General features: G+C 71.1%; 12 protein-coding genes. 9 read left to right on the top strand and 3 right to left on the bottom strand.

Features of this window, described 5'->3' with window-relative positions; all coding sequences use genetic code 11:
• Positions 1-13: 13 nt before the first annotated feature.
• Positions 14-1,186 (bottom strand): trans-acting enoyl reductase family protein, encoded by a 1,173-nt coding sequence (locus AB5J56_RS08350; protein WP_369231560.1) that lies wholly within the window; start codon positions 1,184-1,186, stop codon positions 14-16.
• A gap of 264 nt (positions 1,187-1,450) precedes the next feature.
• Between AB5J56_RS08350 and AB5J56_RS08345 the strand changes: the two genes are divergently transcribed.
• Genes AB5J56_RS08345 through AB5J56_RS08325 form a run of 5 tightly spaced genes read left to right on the top strand, consistent with a single transcriptional unit; the run spans position 1,451 to position 8,267 of the window.
• A complete protein-coding gene (locus AB5J56_RS08345) occupies positions 1,451-2,632 on the top strand; it encodes a CaiB/BaiF CoA transferase family protein (protein ID WP_369231559.1) in 1,182 nt (393 codons plus the stop codon).
• A complete protein-coding gene (locus AB5J56_RS08340; RefSeq protein ID WP_369231557.1) occupies positions 2,632-3,645 on the top strand; it encodes an LLM class F420-dependent oxidoreductase in 1,014 nt (337 codons plus the stop codon). Before AB5J56_RS08345 ends, AB5J56_RS08340 begins: the two co-directional genes overlap by 1 nt.
• Before the next feature lie 14 nt (positions 3,646-3,659).
• Positions 3,660-4,802 carry an acyl-CoA dehydrogenase family protein gene (locus AB5J56_RS08335; protein WP_369231555.1) on the top strand — a complete coding sequence of 381 codons (1,143 nt, stop codon included), beginning with the start codon at positions 3,660-3,662 and terminating at the stop codon, positions 4,800-4,802.
• Positions 4,803-4,841: 39 nt separating this feature from the next.
• Positions 4,842-6,056 (top strand): acetyl-CoA C-acetyltransferase, encoded by a 1,215-nt coding sequence (locus tag AB5J56_RS08330; RefSeq protein WP_369231553.1) that lies wholly within the window; start codon positions 4,842-4,844, stop codon positions 6,054-6,056.
• Between the two features lie 30 nt (positions 6,057-6,086).
• The gene (locus tag AB5J56_RS08325) at positions 6,087-8,267 is read left to right on the top strand and encodes a 3-hydroxyacyl-CoA dehydrogenase NAD-binding domain-containing protein (protein WP_369231551.1); all 2,181 of its coding nucleotides are present in this window, start codon (positions 6,087-6,089) and stop codon (positions 8,265-8,267) included.
• Between the two features lie 95 nt (positions 8,268-8,362).
• Here the strand turns inward: AB5J56_RS08325 and AB5J56_RS08320 are convergent, their stop codons facing one another.
• Positions 8,363-9,064: a TetR/AcrR family transcriptional regulator gene (locus AB5J56_RS08320; RefSeq protein WP_369231549.1), complete on the bottom strand. Its 702-nt coding sequence runs from the start codon at positions 9,062-9,064 to the stop codon at positions 8,363-8,365.
• A gap of 114 nt (positions 9,065-9,178) precedes the next feature.
• On the opposite strand from AB5J56_RS08320, the gene AB5J56_RS08315 reads away from it, so the two are divergent.
• The 3 genes from AB5J56_RS08315 to AB5J56_RS08305 all read left to right on the top strand — a co-directional run bounded on the left by AB5J56_RS08315 (position 9,179) and on the right by AB5J56_RS08305 (position 11,208).
• On the top strand, positions 9,179-9,925 hold the full coding sequence (locus AB5J56_RS08315) for an SDR family oxidoreductase (protein ID WP_369231547.1): 747 nt from the start codon (positions 9,179-9,181) through the stop codon (positions 9,923-9,925).
• Positions 9,926-9,982: 57 nt separating this feature from the next.
• Positions 9,983-10,888, top strand: a complete 906-nt coding sequence (locus tag AB5J56_RS08310) for an SDR family oxidoreductase (protein WP_369231545.1) — start codon at positions 9,983-9,985, stop codon at positions 10,886-10,888.
• Positions 10,889-10,992: 104 nt separating this feature from the next.
• The gene (locus AB5J56_RS08305; RefSeq protein WP_369231543.1) at positions 10,993-11,208 is read left to right on the top strand and encodes a tautomerase family protein; all 216 of its coding nucleotides are present in this window, start codon (positions 10,993-10,995) and stop codon (positions 11,206-11,208) included.
• 503 nt (positions 11,209-11,711) lie between these two features.
• On the opposite strand, the gene AB5J56_RS08300 is transcribed toward AB5J56_RS08305, so the two are convergent.
• Positions 11,712-12,410 (bottom strand): MerR family transcriptional regulator, encoded by a 699-nt coding sequence (locus tag AB5J56_RS08300; RefSeq protein ID WP_369231541.1) that lies wholly within the window; start codon positions 12,408-12,410, stop codon positions 11,712-11,714.
• Between the two features lie 184 nt (positions 12,411-12,594).
• Between AB5J56_RS08300 and AB5J56_RS08295 the strand changes: the two genes are divergently transcribed.
• Positions 12,595-14,343: a long-chain fatty acid--CoA ligase gene (locus AB5J56_RS08295; protein WP_369231539.1), complete on the top strand. Its 1,749-nt coding sequence runs from the start codon at positions 12,595-12,597 to the stop codon at positions 14,341-14,343.
• The last annotated feature ends 66 nt before the right edge of the window (positions 14,344-14,409 follow it).

Raw genomic sequence — 14,409 nt, 5'->3', positions numbered from 1 at the left:
CCGCGTGGCAGGGTCAGCGCGTGGCCGCGACCCGGAACGTGATGCCCGCCTTGCGGAGCCGCTCGGTGAGGGCGTCGCCCATCGCCACCGCCGTCGTGAGCTGCCCGGACGTTTCCGGCAGGTCGTCGAAGGCGAGGGACAGCGCGGACTCCGCGAGCATCTTCGCCGTCTCGTCGTAGCCGGGGTCGCCGCCCGAGACCTCCGTGAAGACCCGCCGCCCGCCCCCCTCGCCGACGAACCGCACCGAGAACCAGCTCTTCGCGCGCCGCTCGGCGCTCGGCCCGTCCCCGGGCCTGATGCGGTCCGACAACCAGCGCCGCGCGGGCGGCAGTTGGGCGGCGGCGAAGAGCGTGCTGACGGCGGCGACCCCGCCCAGCGCGACCGGCAGGCTCTCGACGGCCGCGTAGTGGCGGTAACGGAAGTCCGGGCCGTACCGCTCCAGGGCCCGGGCGGAGCGCTGCACCACCTGCGGGTCGATGGTGGGCAGCGGCAGTGCCCACGCCCCGACCTCCTTGGCGAACCGCGGCGCGCTCGGCGGCGCGGAGGCCCGCCGTCCCATCAGCCGCGGCTCGTGGCGCCGGCGGTCCCGCGCGGCGGAGATCATCTGCCGGCCGCGCGCGAACTGGTTGAGCGCGGAGGCGAACGTACCGCCCGAGAACATCGCCTGGGAGCGCACGAATCCGTCGACGGTCAGCGGCACGCCCTCGGGGAGCTGTCGCACGGTGAAGTACGCGCCGAGGTCGTGCGGAATCGAGTCGAAACCGCAGGAGTGCACGATCCGGGCGCCGGTCTCCCGCGCGCGTGCGTCGTGCCGGACGTACATCAGGTCCACGAACTCCGGCTCGCCGGTGAGGTCCACGTAGTCCGCGCCGGCGTCCGCACAGGCGGCGACCAGTTCCTCGCCGTAGTTCAGGTAGGGCCCTACCGTCGTGGCCACCACGCGCGCGTGGCGGGCGAGTTCGCGCAGCGACTCCGGATCGGCCACGTCAGCCCGGAGCACCCCGACGTCGACGGCCAGCCGCTCGCGCAGCTCCTCCAGCTTCCGGGTGCTGCGTCCGGCGATCGCCCAGCGCAGCCCCTCGGGGGCGTGGGCGGCGAGGTACTCCGCGGTGAGCACCCCGACGAACCCGGTGGCTCCGAAGAGCACCAGGTCGTACGCGCGATCCGTCGTTTTCAGCCTGCTCATGACACCCCTTAGCCGTGCGCCCCGCGCCGTTGTCGGTGGCTGAGGCTAGCGTGAGGTACGAGCAGCCGGACAACGAGGTCGGAGGTGGCCGTGGCCGTACCGAGGGACTGGACTCCCGGTGAAGCGCCCCGATTCGCCCGCTTCCCTCCGCATCCGTCGGGCGTAATTTAACTAAGCGCTTGCTCGTCAAGGGCTTGTCTGGCGTGGAACACGTTCTTAACATCGCTGATGTCACATCAGTAGTGTCACAGTGCTGGGGGCTCGATGGCAGGAGCAGGGACGGCAGGGCACGGCCCGCTCGCCGGGGTGCGCGTGGTCGAGCTCGCGGGCATCGGCCCCGGCCCGTTCGCCGCCATGCTCCTCGCAGACCTCGGCGCGGACGTCGTGCGCGTGGACCGCCCCGGCGGCGCCGGTCTCGCGATCGACCCGGCCTACGACATCACCAACCGCAACAAGCGCTCCGTCGTCGTCGACCTGAAGAGCGAGCACGGCGCGGCCCGCGTCCTCGACCTCGTCGACCGCGCCGACGTCCTCATCGAGGGCTACCGTCCGGGCGTCGCCGAGCGCCTCGGGGTCGGCCCCGACAGCTGCCACGCCCGTAACCCGAAGCTCGTCTACGGACGGATGACCGGCTGGGGCCAGCAGGGCCCGCTCGCCCAGCGCGCCGGGCACGACATCGCGTACATCGCGCCGACCGGCACCCTCGGCATGATCGGAAACCCGGGCGAGCCCCCGGTGGTCCCCGCCAACCTCGTCGGCGACTACGCGGGCGGCTCGCTCTACCTCGTCGTAGGCGTTCTCGCCGCGCTGCACCACGCGCGCGCGAGCGGCGCCGGACAGGTCGTCGACGCGGCCATCGTCGACGGAACCGCGCACCTCACCTCGATGATCCACGGCATGCTCGCCGCCGGCGGCTGGCAGGACCGGCGCGGCGCCAACCTCCTCGACGGCGGCTGCCCCTTCTACGGCACCTACGAGACGGCCGACGGGCAGTACATGGCGGTGGGCGCCCTGGAGCAGCAGTTCTACGACGAGTTCGTGGACCTGCTCGGCATCAAGGACCAGGCCCCGGCCCGCAAGGACGTCTCCCGCTGGGGCGAGCTGCGCGACACGGTCGCGGCCCGCTTCAGGACCCGTACGCGCGAGGAGTGGACGGCGGTCTTCGACGGCTCCGACGCCTGCGTGGCGCCGGTCCTGTCGCTGCGCGAGGCCCCGGCCCACCCGCACCTCGCCGCCCGCGGCACCTTCACCGACCACGGCGGCATCACCCAGCCCGCCCCCGCGCCCCGCTTCTCCGCGACCCCCACCTCCGTCCGCAGCGGCCCCGCGCAGCCGGGCACCGACGCCGAGGCCGTGGCCCGCGACTGGGACGTACCCCACCTGATCAAGGAGGACCGCATCAGCGACGGCCTCACCAGGGACGGCCACCTCAAGGACGGCGACTGATGGAGCTCTCGCTTCCGCTCGACTACGCGGGCGACCCCCGAACGGCCGCCGACGAGGTCGCCGCGCTGGAGTCCGCAGGGCTGGACGCCGTCTGGGTCGCCGAGGCCTACGGCTTCGACTCGCCCACGGTCATGGGCTATCTGGCCGCACGCACGGAGCGCATGAAGATCGGCGCCGCGATCCTCAACGTCTACTCCCGTACCCCCGCCCTCATCGCCCAGACCGCCGCCGGGCTCGACGCGATCTCCGGCGGCCGCGCCATCATCGGCCTCGGCGCCTCGGGCCCGCAGGTCGTCGAGGGCTGGCACGGGAAGCCGTACGACAAACCGCTGGGCCGCACCCGCGAGACCATCGAGCTGACCCGTCGCATCCTGCGCCGCGAGGTCATCGACCACCACGGGATCACCGACATGCCGCGCCCCGGTGGCCTGGGCAAGCCTCTGAAGATCCTCACCAAGCCGGTGCGCCCCGAAGTCCCGCTCTACGTCGCCTCGCTGGGCCCCGCCAACGTCCGGATGACGGCCGAACTCGCCGACGGCTGGCTGCCCACGCTCTTCATCCCGGAGAAGGCCCACCAGGTGTGGGGCACCGCTCTGGTGGAGGGCGCCGCGCGCCGCGACCCCGCACTCGGACCGCTGCGGACCGTCGCGGGCGGACTGCTCGCCATCGGGGAGGACGCGGCGGCCGTACGGGATCTCGCGCGGCCCAAAATCGCCCTCTACGTAGGGGGCATGGGCGCGCCTGGCAAGAACTTCTACAACGACCTCGCGGTGGCGTACGGCTACGAGAAGGAAGCCGCGCTGATCCAGGAGCTGTACCTGTCGGGCCGCAAGAGGGAGGCCGAAGCCGCCGTGCCGGACGAGTTCTGCGAGCTCATGTCGCTGTGCGGGCCGGAGGGTTACGTGCGCGAGCGGGTGGAGGCCTTCCGCGCGGCCGGAGTGACGATGCTCAACGTCACCCCGGTGGGACCGGAGCCGGCCAGGTTGGTCGAAACCGTCAAGAGCTGGCTCTAGGGAGGCTTGAAGCAATGAAGCGGCAGCTGTTCACCGCCGAGCACGACGCGTTCCGCGAGACCGTCCGCACCTTCCTCGCCAAGGAGGTGCTGCCCCACTACGACCAGTGGGAGAAGGACGGCATCGTCTCGCGGGACGCCTGGCGGGCGGCCGGCAAGCAGGGCCTCCTCGGCCTCGCCGTGCCCGAGGAGTACGGGGGCGGCGGCGAACCCGACTTCCGCTACAGCGCCGTACTCTCCGAGGAGTTCACGCGCGCGGGAGCCGCCGGACTCGCGCTCGGCCTGCACAACGACATCATCGGGCCCTATCTGACGGGCCTCGCCACCGACGAGCAGAGGCGGCGCTGGCTGCCCGGCTTCTGCGACGGCTCGCTGATCACGGCGATCGCCATGACCGAGCCGGGCGCCGGATCCGACCTCCAGGGCATCAAGACGCACGCGGACGACCGCGGCGACCACTGGGTGCTCAGCGGCTCCAAGACGTTCATCTCGAACGGCATCCTCGCCGACCTCGTCATCGTCGTCGCGAAGACGAGCCCCGAGGGCGGCGCCCACGGCCTCTCCCTGCTGGTCGTCGAGCGCGGCATGGAGGGCTTCGAGCGCGGCCGCAACCTCGACAAGATCGGCCAGAAGGCCCAGGACACGGCCGAGTTGTTCTTCCACGACGTGCGCGTGCCCAAGGAGAACCTGCTCGGCGAACTCAACGGCGCCTTCGTACACCTGATGACCAACCTCGCGCAGGAGCGCCTGAGCATCGCCGTCTCCGCGATCGCCGCCGCCGAGTACCTGCTGGAGATCACCACGGAGTACGTCAAGGAGCGCGAGGCCTTCGGCCGCCCGCTCTCCAAGCTCCAGCACATCCGCTTCGAAGTGGCCGAGATGGCGACCGAGTGCGCCGTCACCCGCGCCTTCCTCGACCGCTGCATAGCCGACCACGCCGACGGCGAACTCGACGCCGTGCACGCCTCGATGGCCAAGTGGTGGGCCACCGAACTGCAGAAGCGGGTCGCCGACCGCTGCCTCCAACTGCACGGCGGCTACGGCTACATGACCGAGTACCGCGTGGCCAAGGCCTTCACCGACGGACGCATCCAGACCATCTACGGCGGGACCACCGAGATCATGAAGGAGATCATCGGCCGTTCCCTGCTCAGCTGACCCCCCGACCCGCCCTGGCTCTCCTTGAAAGGCTTTTCAGTGAGCACCGAAGCGTACGTGTACGACGCGATCCGCACCCCGCGCGGCCGCGGCAAGGCCAACGGCGCCCTGCACGGCACCAAGCCCATCGACCTCGTCGTCGGCCTCATCCACGAGATCCAGGCCCGGTTCCCGAGCCTGGACCCGGCCGCGATCGACGACATCGTGCTCGGCGTCGTCGGACCCGTCGGCGACCAGGGCTCCGACATCGCCCGGATCGCCGCGATCGCCGCGGGCCTGCCCGACACGGTCGCCGGCGTCCAGGAGAACCGCTTCTGTGCCTCCGGCCTGGAGGCCGTCAACCTGGCCGCGATGAAGGTCCGTTCGGGCTGGGAGGACCTGGTGCTCGCGGGCGGCGTCGAGTCGATGTCGCGGGTGCCGATGGCCTCCGACGGCGGCGCCTGGTTCGCCGACCCGATGACCAACATGGCCACCAACTTCGTGCCGCAGGGCATCGGCGCCGACCTCATCGCGACCATCGAGGGCCTCAGGCGCCGCGACGTCGACGAGTACGCGGCCCTGTCCCAGGAGCGCGCCGCCGCGGCCTGGAAGGACGGCCGCTTCGCGAGGTCCGTCGTCCCCGTCAAGGACCGCAGCGGCCTGGTGGTCCTCGACCACGACGAGTTCCTGCGCCCGGGCACCACCGCCGACTCACTCGCCAAGCTGAAGCCGTCCTTCAAGGACATCGGCGAGCTGGGCGGCTTCGACGCCGTGGCCCTGCAGAAGTACCACTGGGTCGAGGAGATCGACCACGTCCACCACGCGGGCAACTCGTCCGGCATCGTGGACGGCGCGTCCCTCGTCGCCATCGGCACCAAGGAGGTCGGCGAGCGCTACGGCCTCACCCCGCGCGCCCGCATCGTCTCCGCGGCCGTCTCCGGCTCCGAGCCCACCATCATGCTGACCGGGCCCGCGCCCGCGACCCGCAAGGCGCTCGCCAAGGCCGGTCTGACCATCGACGACATCGACCTCGTCGAGATCAACGAGGCCTTCGCCGCCGTGGTGCTGCGCTTCGTGCGCGAGATGGGCCTGTCCCTGGACAAGGTCAACGTCAACGGCGGCGCGATCGCGCTGGGCCACCCGCTCGGCGCCACCGGAGCGATGATCCTCGGCACCCTCGTCGACGAACTGGAGCGCCAGGACAAGCGGTTCGGGCTCGCCACGCTGTGCGTCGGCGGCGGCATGGGCATCGCCACCATCGTCGAGCGCGTCTGACCCCCCAACGGATTGTTACGGAGCACCCTGATGAGCACTGAGCCCACCACCATCCGCTGGGAACAGGACGAGACCGGCGTCGTCACCCTCGTCCTCGACGACCCCAACCAGTCCGCGAACACCATGAACCAGGCCTTCAAGGACTCGATCGCGGCGGTCGCCGACCGCGCCGAGGCCGAGAAGGACTCGATCCGCGGCATCATCTACACCTCCGCCAAGAAGACCTTCTTCGCGGGCGGCGATCTCAAGGACATGATGAAGGCGGGCCCGGAGAACGCCCAGGCCGCCTTCGACACCGGTACGGCCATCAAGGCATCCCTGCGCCGCATCGAGACCCTCGGCAAGCCGGTCGTCGCCGCCATCAACGGCGCGGCCCTGGGCGGCGGTTACGAGATCGCCCTCGCCTCCCACCACCGCGTCGCCCTCGACGCCCCCGGCTCCAAGATCGGCCTGCCCGAGGTCACCCTCGGCCTGCTGCCGGCGGGCGGCGGCGTCACCCGCACCGTACGCCTCATGGGCATCGCGGACGCGCTGCTGAAGGTGCTGCTCCAGGGCACCCAGTACTCCCCGCAGCGCGCCCTGGACAACGGCCTCGTCCACGAAGTGGCCGCCACCCCCGAGGAGATGCTCGCCAAGGCGCGCGCCTTCATCGACGCGAACCCGGAGTCCCGCCAGCCGTGGGACGTGCCGGGCTACCGGATCCCGGGCGGTACGCCGTTGAACCCGAAGTTCGCCGCCAATCTGCCCGCCTTCCCGGCCAACCTGAAGAAGCAGCTGAACGGCGCCCCCTACCCGGCTCCGCGCAACATCCTCGCGGCGGCCGTCGAGGGCTCGCAGGTCGACTTCGAGACCGCGCTGATCATCGAGGCGCGCTACTTCACCGAGCTGGTCACCGGCCAGACCGCGAAGAACATGATCCAGGCGTTCTTCTTCGACCTGCAGGCCGTCAACTCCGGAGCGAACCGCCCCCAGGGCATCGAGCCGCGGCCGGTGCGCAGGGCCGCCGTCCTCGGCGCCGGGATGATGGGCGCGGGCATCGCCTACTCGTGCGCCCGTGCGGGCATCGAGGTCGTCCTCAAGGACGTGTCGGCGGAGGCCGCCGCCAAGGGCAAGGCCTACTCCGAGAAGCTCTGCGCGAAGGCGGTCTCCCGGGGCCGTACGACGCAGGAGAAGGCGGACGAGCTCCTGGCCCGCATCACGCCCACGTCCGACCCGGCCGACCTGGCGGGCTGCGACGCGGTGATCGAGGCGGTCTTCGAGGACACCTCTCTCAAGCACAAGGTGTTCCAGGAGATCCAGCACATCGTCGAGCCGGACGCACTGCTGTGCTCCAACACCTCGACCCTGCCGATCACCGCCCTCGCCGAAGGCGTCGAGCGCCAGAGCGACTTCATCGGCCTGCACTTCTTCTCGCCCGTCGACAAGATGCCGCTCGTCGAGATCATCAAGGGCGAGCACACCGGCGACGAGGCGCTGGCCCGCGCCTTCGACCTGGTCCGCCAGATCAAGAAGACCCCCATCGTCGTCAACGACTCGCGCGGCTTCTTCACCTCCCGCGTCATCGGGCACTTCATCAACGAGGGCGTCGCGATGGTCGGCGAGGGCATCGAGCCCGCGTCCGTCGAGCAGGCCGCCGCCCAGGCGGGCTACCCGGCCAAGGTCCTCTCCCTCATGGACGAACTGACGCTGACCCTGCCGCGCAAGATCCGGGCCGAGTCCAAGCGAGCCGTCGAGGAGGCCGGTGGCACCTGGGCGACCCACCCCGCCGAGGCCGTCATCGACCGCATGGTCGACGAGTTCGCCCGCCCGGGACGCAGCGGCGGCGCGGGCTTCTACGACTACGTGGACGGCAAGCGCGCCAAGCTGTGGCCGGGCCTGCGCGAGCACTTCACGAAGCCGGGTCACGAGATCCCCTTCGAGGACATGCAGGAACGCATGCTCTTCTCCGAGGCGTTGGACACGGTCCGCCTCCTCGAGGAAGGCGTGCTCACCTCGGTCGCCGACGCCAACATCGGCTCCATCTTCGGCATCGGCTTCCCGGGCTGGACCGGCGGCGTCCTGCAGTACATCAACGGCTACGAAGGCGGGCTCCCCGGATTCGTGGCACGCGCGCGTGAACTCGCCGAACGCTACGGCGAGCGGTTCACGCCGCCCGCGCTGCTGGTCGAGAAGGCGGAGAAGGGGGAGCGGTTCAGCGACGCGAAGAAGTAGTGGCGTAGAGAGTCTGACGTGAGGTGCCGTACCGCTCAGCGGTACGGCACCTCATTTCGTGGCAGTCCGGCGGATCGGGCCGAAGACGCGGCGCGTCAGGCGCCGCCGCCGGTGAGTGCGTCCAGCCACTCCTGGAGCAGTCCGGTCTCGGCCGCGCTGAGCGCGGCGGGAGGGGTGGCACGCAGCCGGGCTGAGAGCGTCGCGGCGGCGGCCGGGACACCGTCCGAGGGTGCGGACGGCCGCTTCTCGTTCGCGGCGGGCTGCGTGATGGCGTCGACGACGGCGTCACGGACGCGGGTGGAGAACTCCGCGTCCGGGTAGTGCGCGGGGCGGGCCACCAGGGACAGGGCCACACCCGTGTTGGCGGACATCACCATCTGCGTGGCCACGTCCAGCGAGACCCTGAGGCGTCCGGCGACCGCACACCGGTCCAGAGTCTCGCGCAGCAGCTGATGGGCCTCGTTGACGGCGTCCGGCGGAACGGGCAGCCCCGGGGAGAACATCAGCCGGTAGTGGTTGGGGTGCGCAAGGGCGAACCGTACGTGGTTGTCCCAGCCGTCCCTGACGTCCTGCACGGGGTCGGCGCTCGGCCGTGCGGCGCGCTTGGTCGCCAGGTACTCCTCGAAGCCCCGGTCCACGACCGCCGACAGCAGGCCGGCCTTGTCGCCGAAGTGCCGGTAGAGCACGGGTGCCCCGACGCCGGCGGCCTCGCACACGGCGCGGGTCGAGAAGTCCGCGTCCGCCGAGGAGACCAGCAGGTCGGTGGCTGCTTTGAGGATTCGTTCCCGTGGATCCATGGGGTCAGTCTACGTCGTTCCGTAGCGATGTTACGCATTCGGGGGTAGCGGTAGTTCGAGTCTGTGTTATCGTTGCTTACGTCAAGCGGTAAGCGATGATTACGGAGACTCGTCATGACATCGGAAACTCCCACCCCTCGGGTCGCGATCGTCACGGGCGGTTCGCGCGGCATCGGACGCGCGGTCGTCCAGCAGCTGGCCGGCGACGGCTTCGCCGTGGTCGTCGGTTACGCCGGGCGCAAGGACGCGGCCGACGAGGCCGTCGAGGAAGTTCGGCGGGTCGGCGGGCAGGCGCTGGCCGTCCAGGCCGACGTGGCGGAAGAGCAGCAGGTGGCGGTCCTGTTCGACGCCGCCGAGCGCACCTTCGGAGGGGTCGACGTCGTGGTGCACGCCGCCGGCCGGATGCACCTCGCGCCCATCGCGGAACTCGACCTGGACGCGCTGGACTCCTTGTACCGCACCAACATCCGCGGCACGTTCGTCGTCGCCCAGCAGGCCGCACGCCGGATCCGCAGCGGCGGCGCCGTCATCAACTTCTCCACGTCCGTGGTCGGACTGGCCTTCCCCGGCTACGGCGCGTACACGGCGAGCAAGGGGGCCGTCGAGGCCCTCACCCTGGTCCTCGCCCGCGAGATGCGTGGCCGGGACGTGTCCGTCAACGCCGTCGCCCCCGGCCCCACGGCGACCGCGCTGTTCTTCGAGGGCAAGGACGAGGAGACCATCGCGCGGCTGGCCGCCCAGCCCCCGCTGGAGCGCCTCGGCACTCCCGAGGACATCGCCTCCGTGGTCGGCTTCCTCGCCGGACCGGCGGGCCACTGGGTCAACGGCCAGGTCCTGCGCGCCAACGGCGGCATCATCTGACACCGGCGTCGCGCGCCACGGGAGACCGGGCTCGCGCGCCCGAGGAGAGAAGACATCATGACCGCACAGAGCAAGGTCGTCGTCGTCACCGGGGCCGCCAGCGGGTTCGGGGCACTGACCGTGCGGGAACTGGCCCGCGCCGGACACACCGTGTACGCCGGTATGCGCGCCCTGGGGACCCGCAACGCCTCCGCCGCCGCCGAACTGACCTCCTTCGCAGAGGAGCATCAGGTCCGGGCCCACCCGCTCGAACTGGACGTCCTGTCGCAGGAGTCCGCGGACGCGGCGATCGACCGGATCATCACCGAGCAGGGACGCCTGGACGTCGTCGTCCACAACGCCGGGCACATGGTGCTCGGCCCGGCCGAGGCGTTCACCCCCGAACAGCTCGCCGGGGTCTACGACACCAACGTCCTGGGGACCCAGCGCGTCAACCGTGCCGCGCTGCCGCGGCTGCGCGAGCGGGGCGAGGGCCTGCTGGTGTGGGTCGGCTCGTCCAGCACCCGCGGCGGCTGCCCGCCCTTCCTCGCCCCCTACTTCGCGGCCAAGTCCGCCATGGACGCCCTCGCCGTGAGCTACGCCGCCGAGCTCATCCGGTTCGGGATCGACACCTCCATCGTCGTGCCCGGCGCGTTCACCTCCGGCACGAATCACTTCGCCCACGCCGGAGCGCCCGCCGACACCCGCAGGGCCGCGGACTACGACGTCCGCTACAAGTCCCTGATGGACGACGTCAATGCGCGGCTCGCCGATCTCATCCCCGCGGACGCGGACGTCACCGAGGTCGCCCGCGAGATCGTGCGCGTGGCCGAACTGCCGCACGGGCGGCGCCCGTTGCGCGTGCACGTGGATCCCAGCCGGGACGGCAGCGAGGTCGTCTCAGCCGTCGCCGACCGTGTCCGGGGCGAATTCTTCCGCCGTGTCGGCCTGGAAGACCTCTTGACCAGCGGCAGCAGTCTCTGACCGCCGTGCCGCTCATGGCACATCGAGTCCCAGACCGCCGTGCCGTTCACGGCCGTACCGGCCGTAGTGTCCCACCCTTCGCGCCCAACCTTCAGGAGACAGACATGCCGTTCGCCAACTTCAAGGTCCCCGCAGGCTCGTTGACGCCGCAGCAGAAGGAGCTGATCGTCACCCGCACCACCGACCTGTACGCCGAGATCTACGGCGACCACGCCCGCCCCAACACCATGGTCCTCGTCGAAGAGGTCGCCGACGGCGGCTGGGGCATCGCCGGTGGCGTCCTGATCCTTCCCAAGTCCGAGGAAGCCGCGGACGCGTAGCGCTTTGCCGCACTCTGCGGCGCCGACGACGTGGCGGGCGGTTCGGCGTACGTGTGAGGGGTTCGCTCGCGCTCACGGGATGCCAGGGCAAGAAGAACAAGAGGAAGAACCGCGGGAGTTCGTCCACGTCCCACAGGCGTACCGTCGGCGGTTCCGCGGGCCGCGGCTCGGGCGGCGGTGGCTCGCTGACCGGCGCCCAGGACGCCTCGGCCGTACTGCCGAGCGCCGCCAGCATGCCCGGGGCCCTGCGCACGGTCACCGACGAGCTCTCCAGCCGCGCCAAGGCACCCACCCACTGCAAGCAGCCCTCGGCGAAGTGCAGGAACGCCGTGGCATACGGAGACGCCGGGTACGGCAGCGCCGACCGCAGCAAGGGCGTCGGCTTCGATGTCGTCGTCTACCGCAACGCGAGGGCCGCCACCAAGGCCTTCAAGGCCTGGGGCAACTACGCCCGCACCAGCGGCAGCACGATCCAGATGTCGCGTAGCCGGCGGGGGAGCGGTTCAGGACTCCGTGAGCCACTCCCGCAGCTCCTCCTTGAGCGAGCGCTGGAACGTGGTCAGCAGCGCCTGCACCACCAGCGGCTGCATATGGGCCGACAGCGACTTCACCGCCGCGACCGAGTCCCGCTCGGAGACCTCCGCGCGAAACAGCGTGGACAACTCGTGGGCCGCGGCACGGGAATGCTCCAGCAGCACGCCCCGCGCCGCGAGGATCGTCTCGTGCGCGATCGGTACGTCGAGCAGCTGGACGCCGAGCCGCAGCAGCGCGGGGTCCACGCGGAACGTCTCGCCGGCGCGCGTGATCACGTTCATCGCGACGAGCCGGTCCAGATCCTCCGTGCCCAGGGACCGGCCCGCCCGCCGCTCCAGCTCGTCGCGCGTGACCTCCTCCGCCGCGTCGGGCGCCCAGGAGGCCACGACGGCACGGTGGATGGCCAGGTCGTGGGCGCTCACGTCGGGCGGCAGCTGCTGCAGATAGCGCTCGATCGCGGCCAGCGTCATGCCCTGGTGCTGCAACTCCTCGATGAGCGCGAGACGCGCCAGGTGGTCCTGCCCGTAGTGGCCCACGCGCCGGGGACCGATCACGGGCGGCGGCAGCAGGCCCTTGGTGCTGTAGAAGCGGACGGTACGGACCGTGACGCCCGCACGCGCGGCCAGTTCGTCGACCGTGAGCGTCGGCTCCTCGGTGTCCGTCGTCATGGCGGGTCCTGCCTCTCCCGGTGGTGCGGTGATCGGTTGTGCGGCGATCGCCGGCACAGCAATCGGTGGCGCGGCGATCAGGTGCAACAGTATTGCTGTCTCACCAGTGTTGTGAAAGCGTCCGTCCGAGGCAGGCCCGGGTACGCCCGTAGGAACGCCCAGCCGACGGCGCCAGGAGGCGGTCATGACCACGATCCTGCGACTTCCCCGAGACCCCGCCGAACTCACCCTCCCCGCGCTGCTGCTGCGCAACGCCGAGGACCACGCTGACCTCCCCGCGCTCTCCTGGCGTACCGGCGGCCACTGGACCACGCTCACCTGGGGCGAGGTGCGCCGCGAGGCCGCCGTCCTCGCCGCCGGATACGCGGCCCTCGGCGTCGGGCGCGGCGACCACGTGCTCATGATGATGGGCAACCACCCCGAGCACTGGCTCAGCGACCTGGCCCTGACTCACCTGGGCGCCGTCCCGGTCTCCGTCTACGGCACCGCGGCGCCCCGGCAGATAGCCCACATCGCCCGGCACAGCCGCGCCCGCCTCGCGATCGTCCAAGGCGAACGCGAACGGGCGCTGTGGGAACCCTTGTTGGCGGCCGAGGACATGCCCCTGGAACGTCTGGTCGTCGCCGAGCCGGCCCAGGCCGGACCTCATCGGACGTACGACTCCTTGAAGGGCGCGGCGGACCCGGACGACAAGGCCTGGCGCGAGACCCGCTCCACCGATCCGCTCACCGTCGTCTACACCTCGGGCACCACCGGCGACCCCAAGGGCGTACGGATCACGCACCGCAACGTCGTCCTCGACGCGCTCGCCCTCGACCGGCTCGTCGAACTCCCCGACCACGTCGAACACCTCTGCTACCTGCCCTTCGCGCACATCGCGGAACGGATGCTCGGCATCTATCTGCCGGTGTTCCGTGCCTCGCACGTGTATCTGTGCCCCGACCCCACGGCCGTCGGCGCGCTCGCGCGCGAGCTGCGCCCCGCGCAGTTCTTCGGGGTCCCGCGGGTGTGGGAGAAGCTCGCATCCGCCGTACGGGCCGCACTGGCCGCGCTCCCCGAGGAAGGGCGGCGCGAGGTGGAGGCCGCGATGGACACGGCCCGCGTCCACGTGGACTGCCGCGAACGCGGCGAGGAGCCGTCCGCCGAGCTGGCGGCCGCGTACCGCACAGCCAAGGAGCAGGTACTCGACCCGATCCTCGCGTTAGCCGGGTTCGACCGTCTGGTGTGGACGGCGAGCGCGTCGGCGCCCATGCCGCCGGACGTGGTGGCGTTCTGGGCCGGTTTCGGGTTCGCGATCATGGACGCCTGGGGGCTGACCGAGACGATCGGCGTCGCCACCACCAACAGCCCCGCGGCCTTCCGCCTCGGCTCGGTCGGCAGGCCGATCGACGGCCTGGAACTGCGCATCGCCGACGACGGCGAGATCCTCGTGCGCGGCGCGACCGTCTTCGACGGCTATCTGCGCGCGGACGGCTCGGTCGAGGACGCCCGCGACGCCGACGGCTGGTTCGCCACCGGTGACATCGGCCGGCTCGACGAGGACGGCTTCCTTTGGCTCACCGACCGCAAGAAGGAGATGATCGTGACCTCGACGGGCAAGAACGTCTCGCCCGCGCTCGTCGAGAACACCCTGAAGGAGCACCCGCTCGTCGAGCAGGCCTATGTGCACGGCGACGGCCGCTCCTACCTGGTGGCCCTGCTCGTCCCGGACACCTCGGCGGGGGCCGGCCCGGCCGAGCTGCGGGAGGGGATCGCCCGTGCCGTGGAACAGGCCAACGGGCGTCTGAGCCGCCCCGAGCAGATCAAGCGGTACCGCGTTCTCGACGAGGAATGGAGCCCGGAGACCGGCGAGCTGACCCCCTCGCTCAAGCTCCGCCGCAGGGCGATCCGCGAGCGCTACGCGCGCGTGCTCGACGACCTCTACACCCCTTGACCGACGTTCTCCGCCCCAAGGCCGGATAGCTCTACACCCTTTGGTTGAGAGCTGTACAGCCCTTGA

The organism is Streptomyces sp. R21, assembly GCF_041051975.1.
In the GTDB taxonomy this organism is placed as follows: domain Bacteria; phylum Actinomycetota; class Actinomycetes; order Streptomycetales; family Streptomycetaceae; genus Streptomyces.
This window is presented reverse-complemented; position numbering and strand designations above follow the sequence as displayed.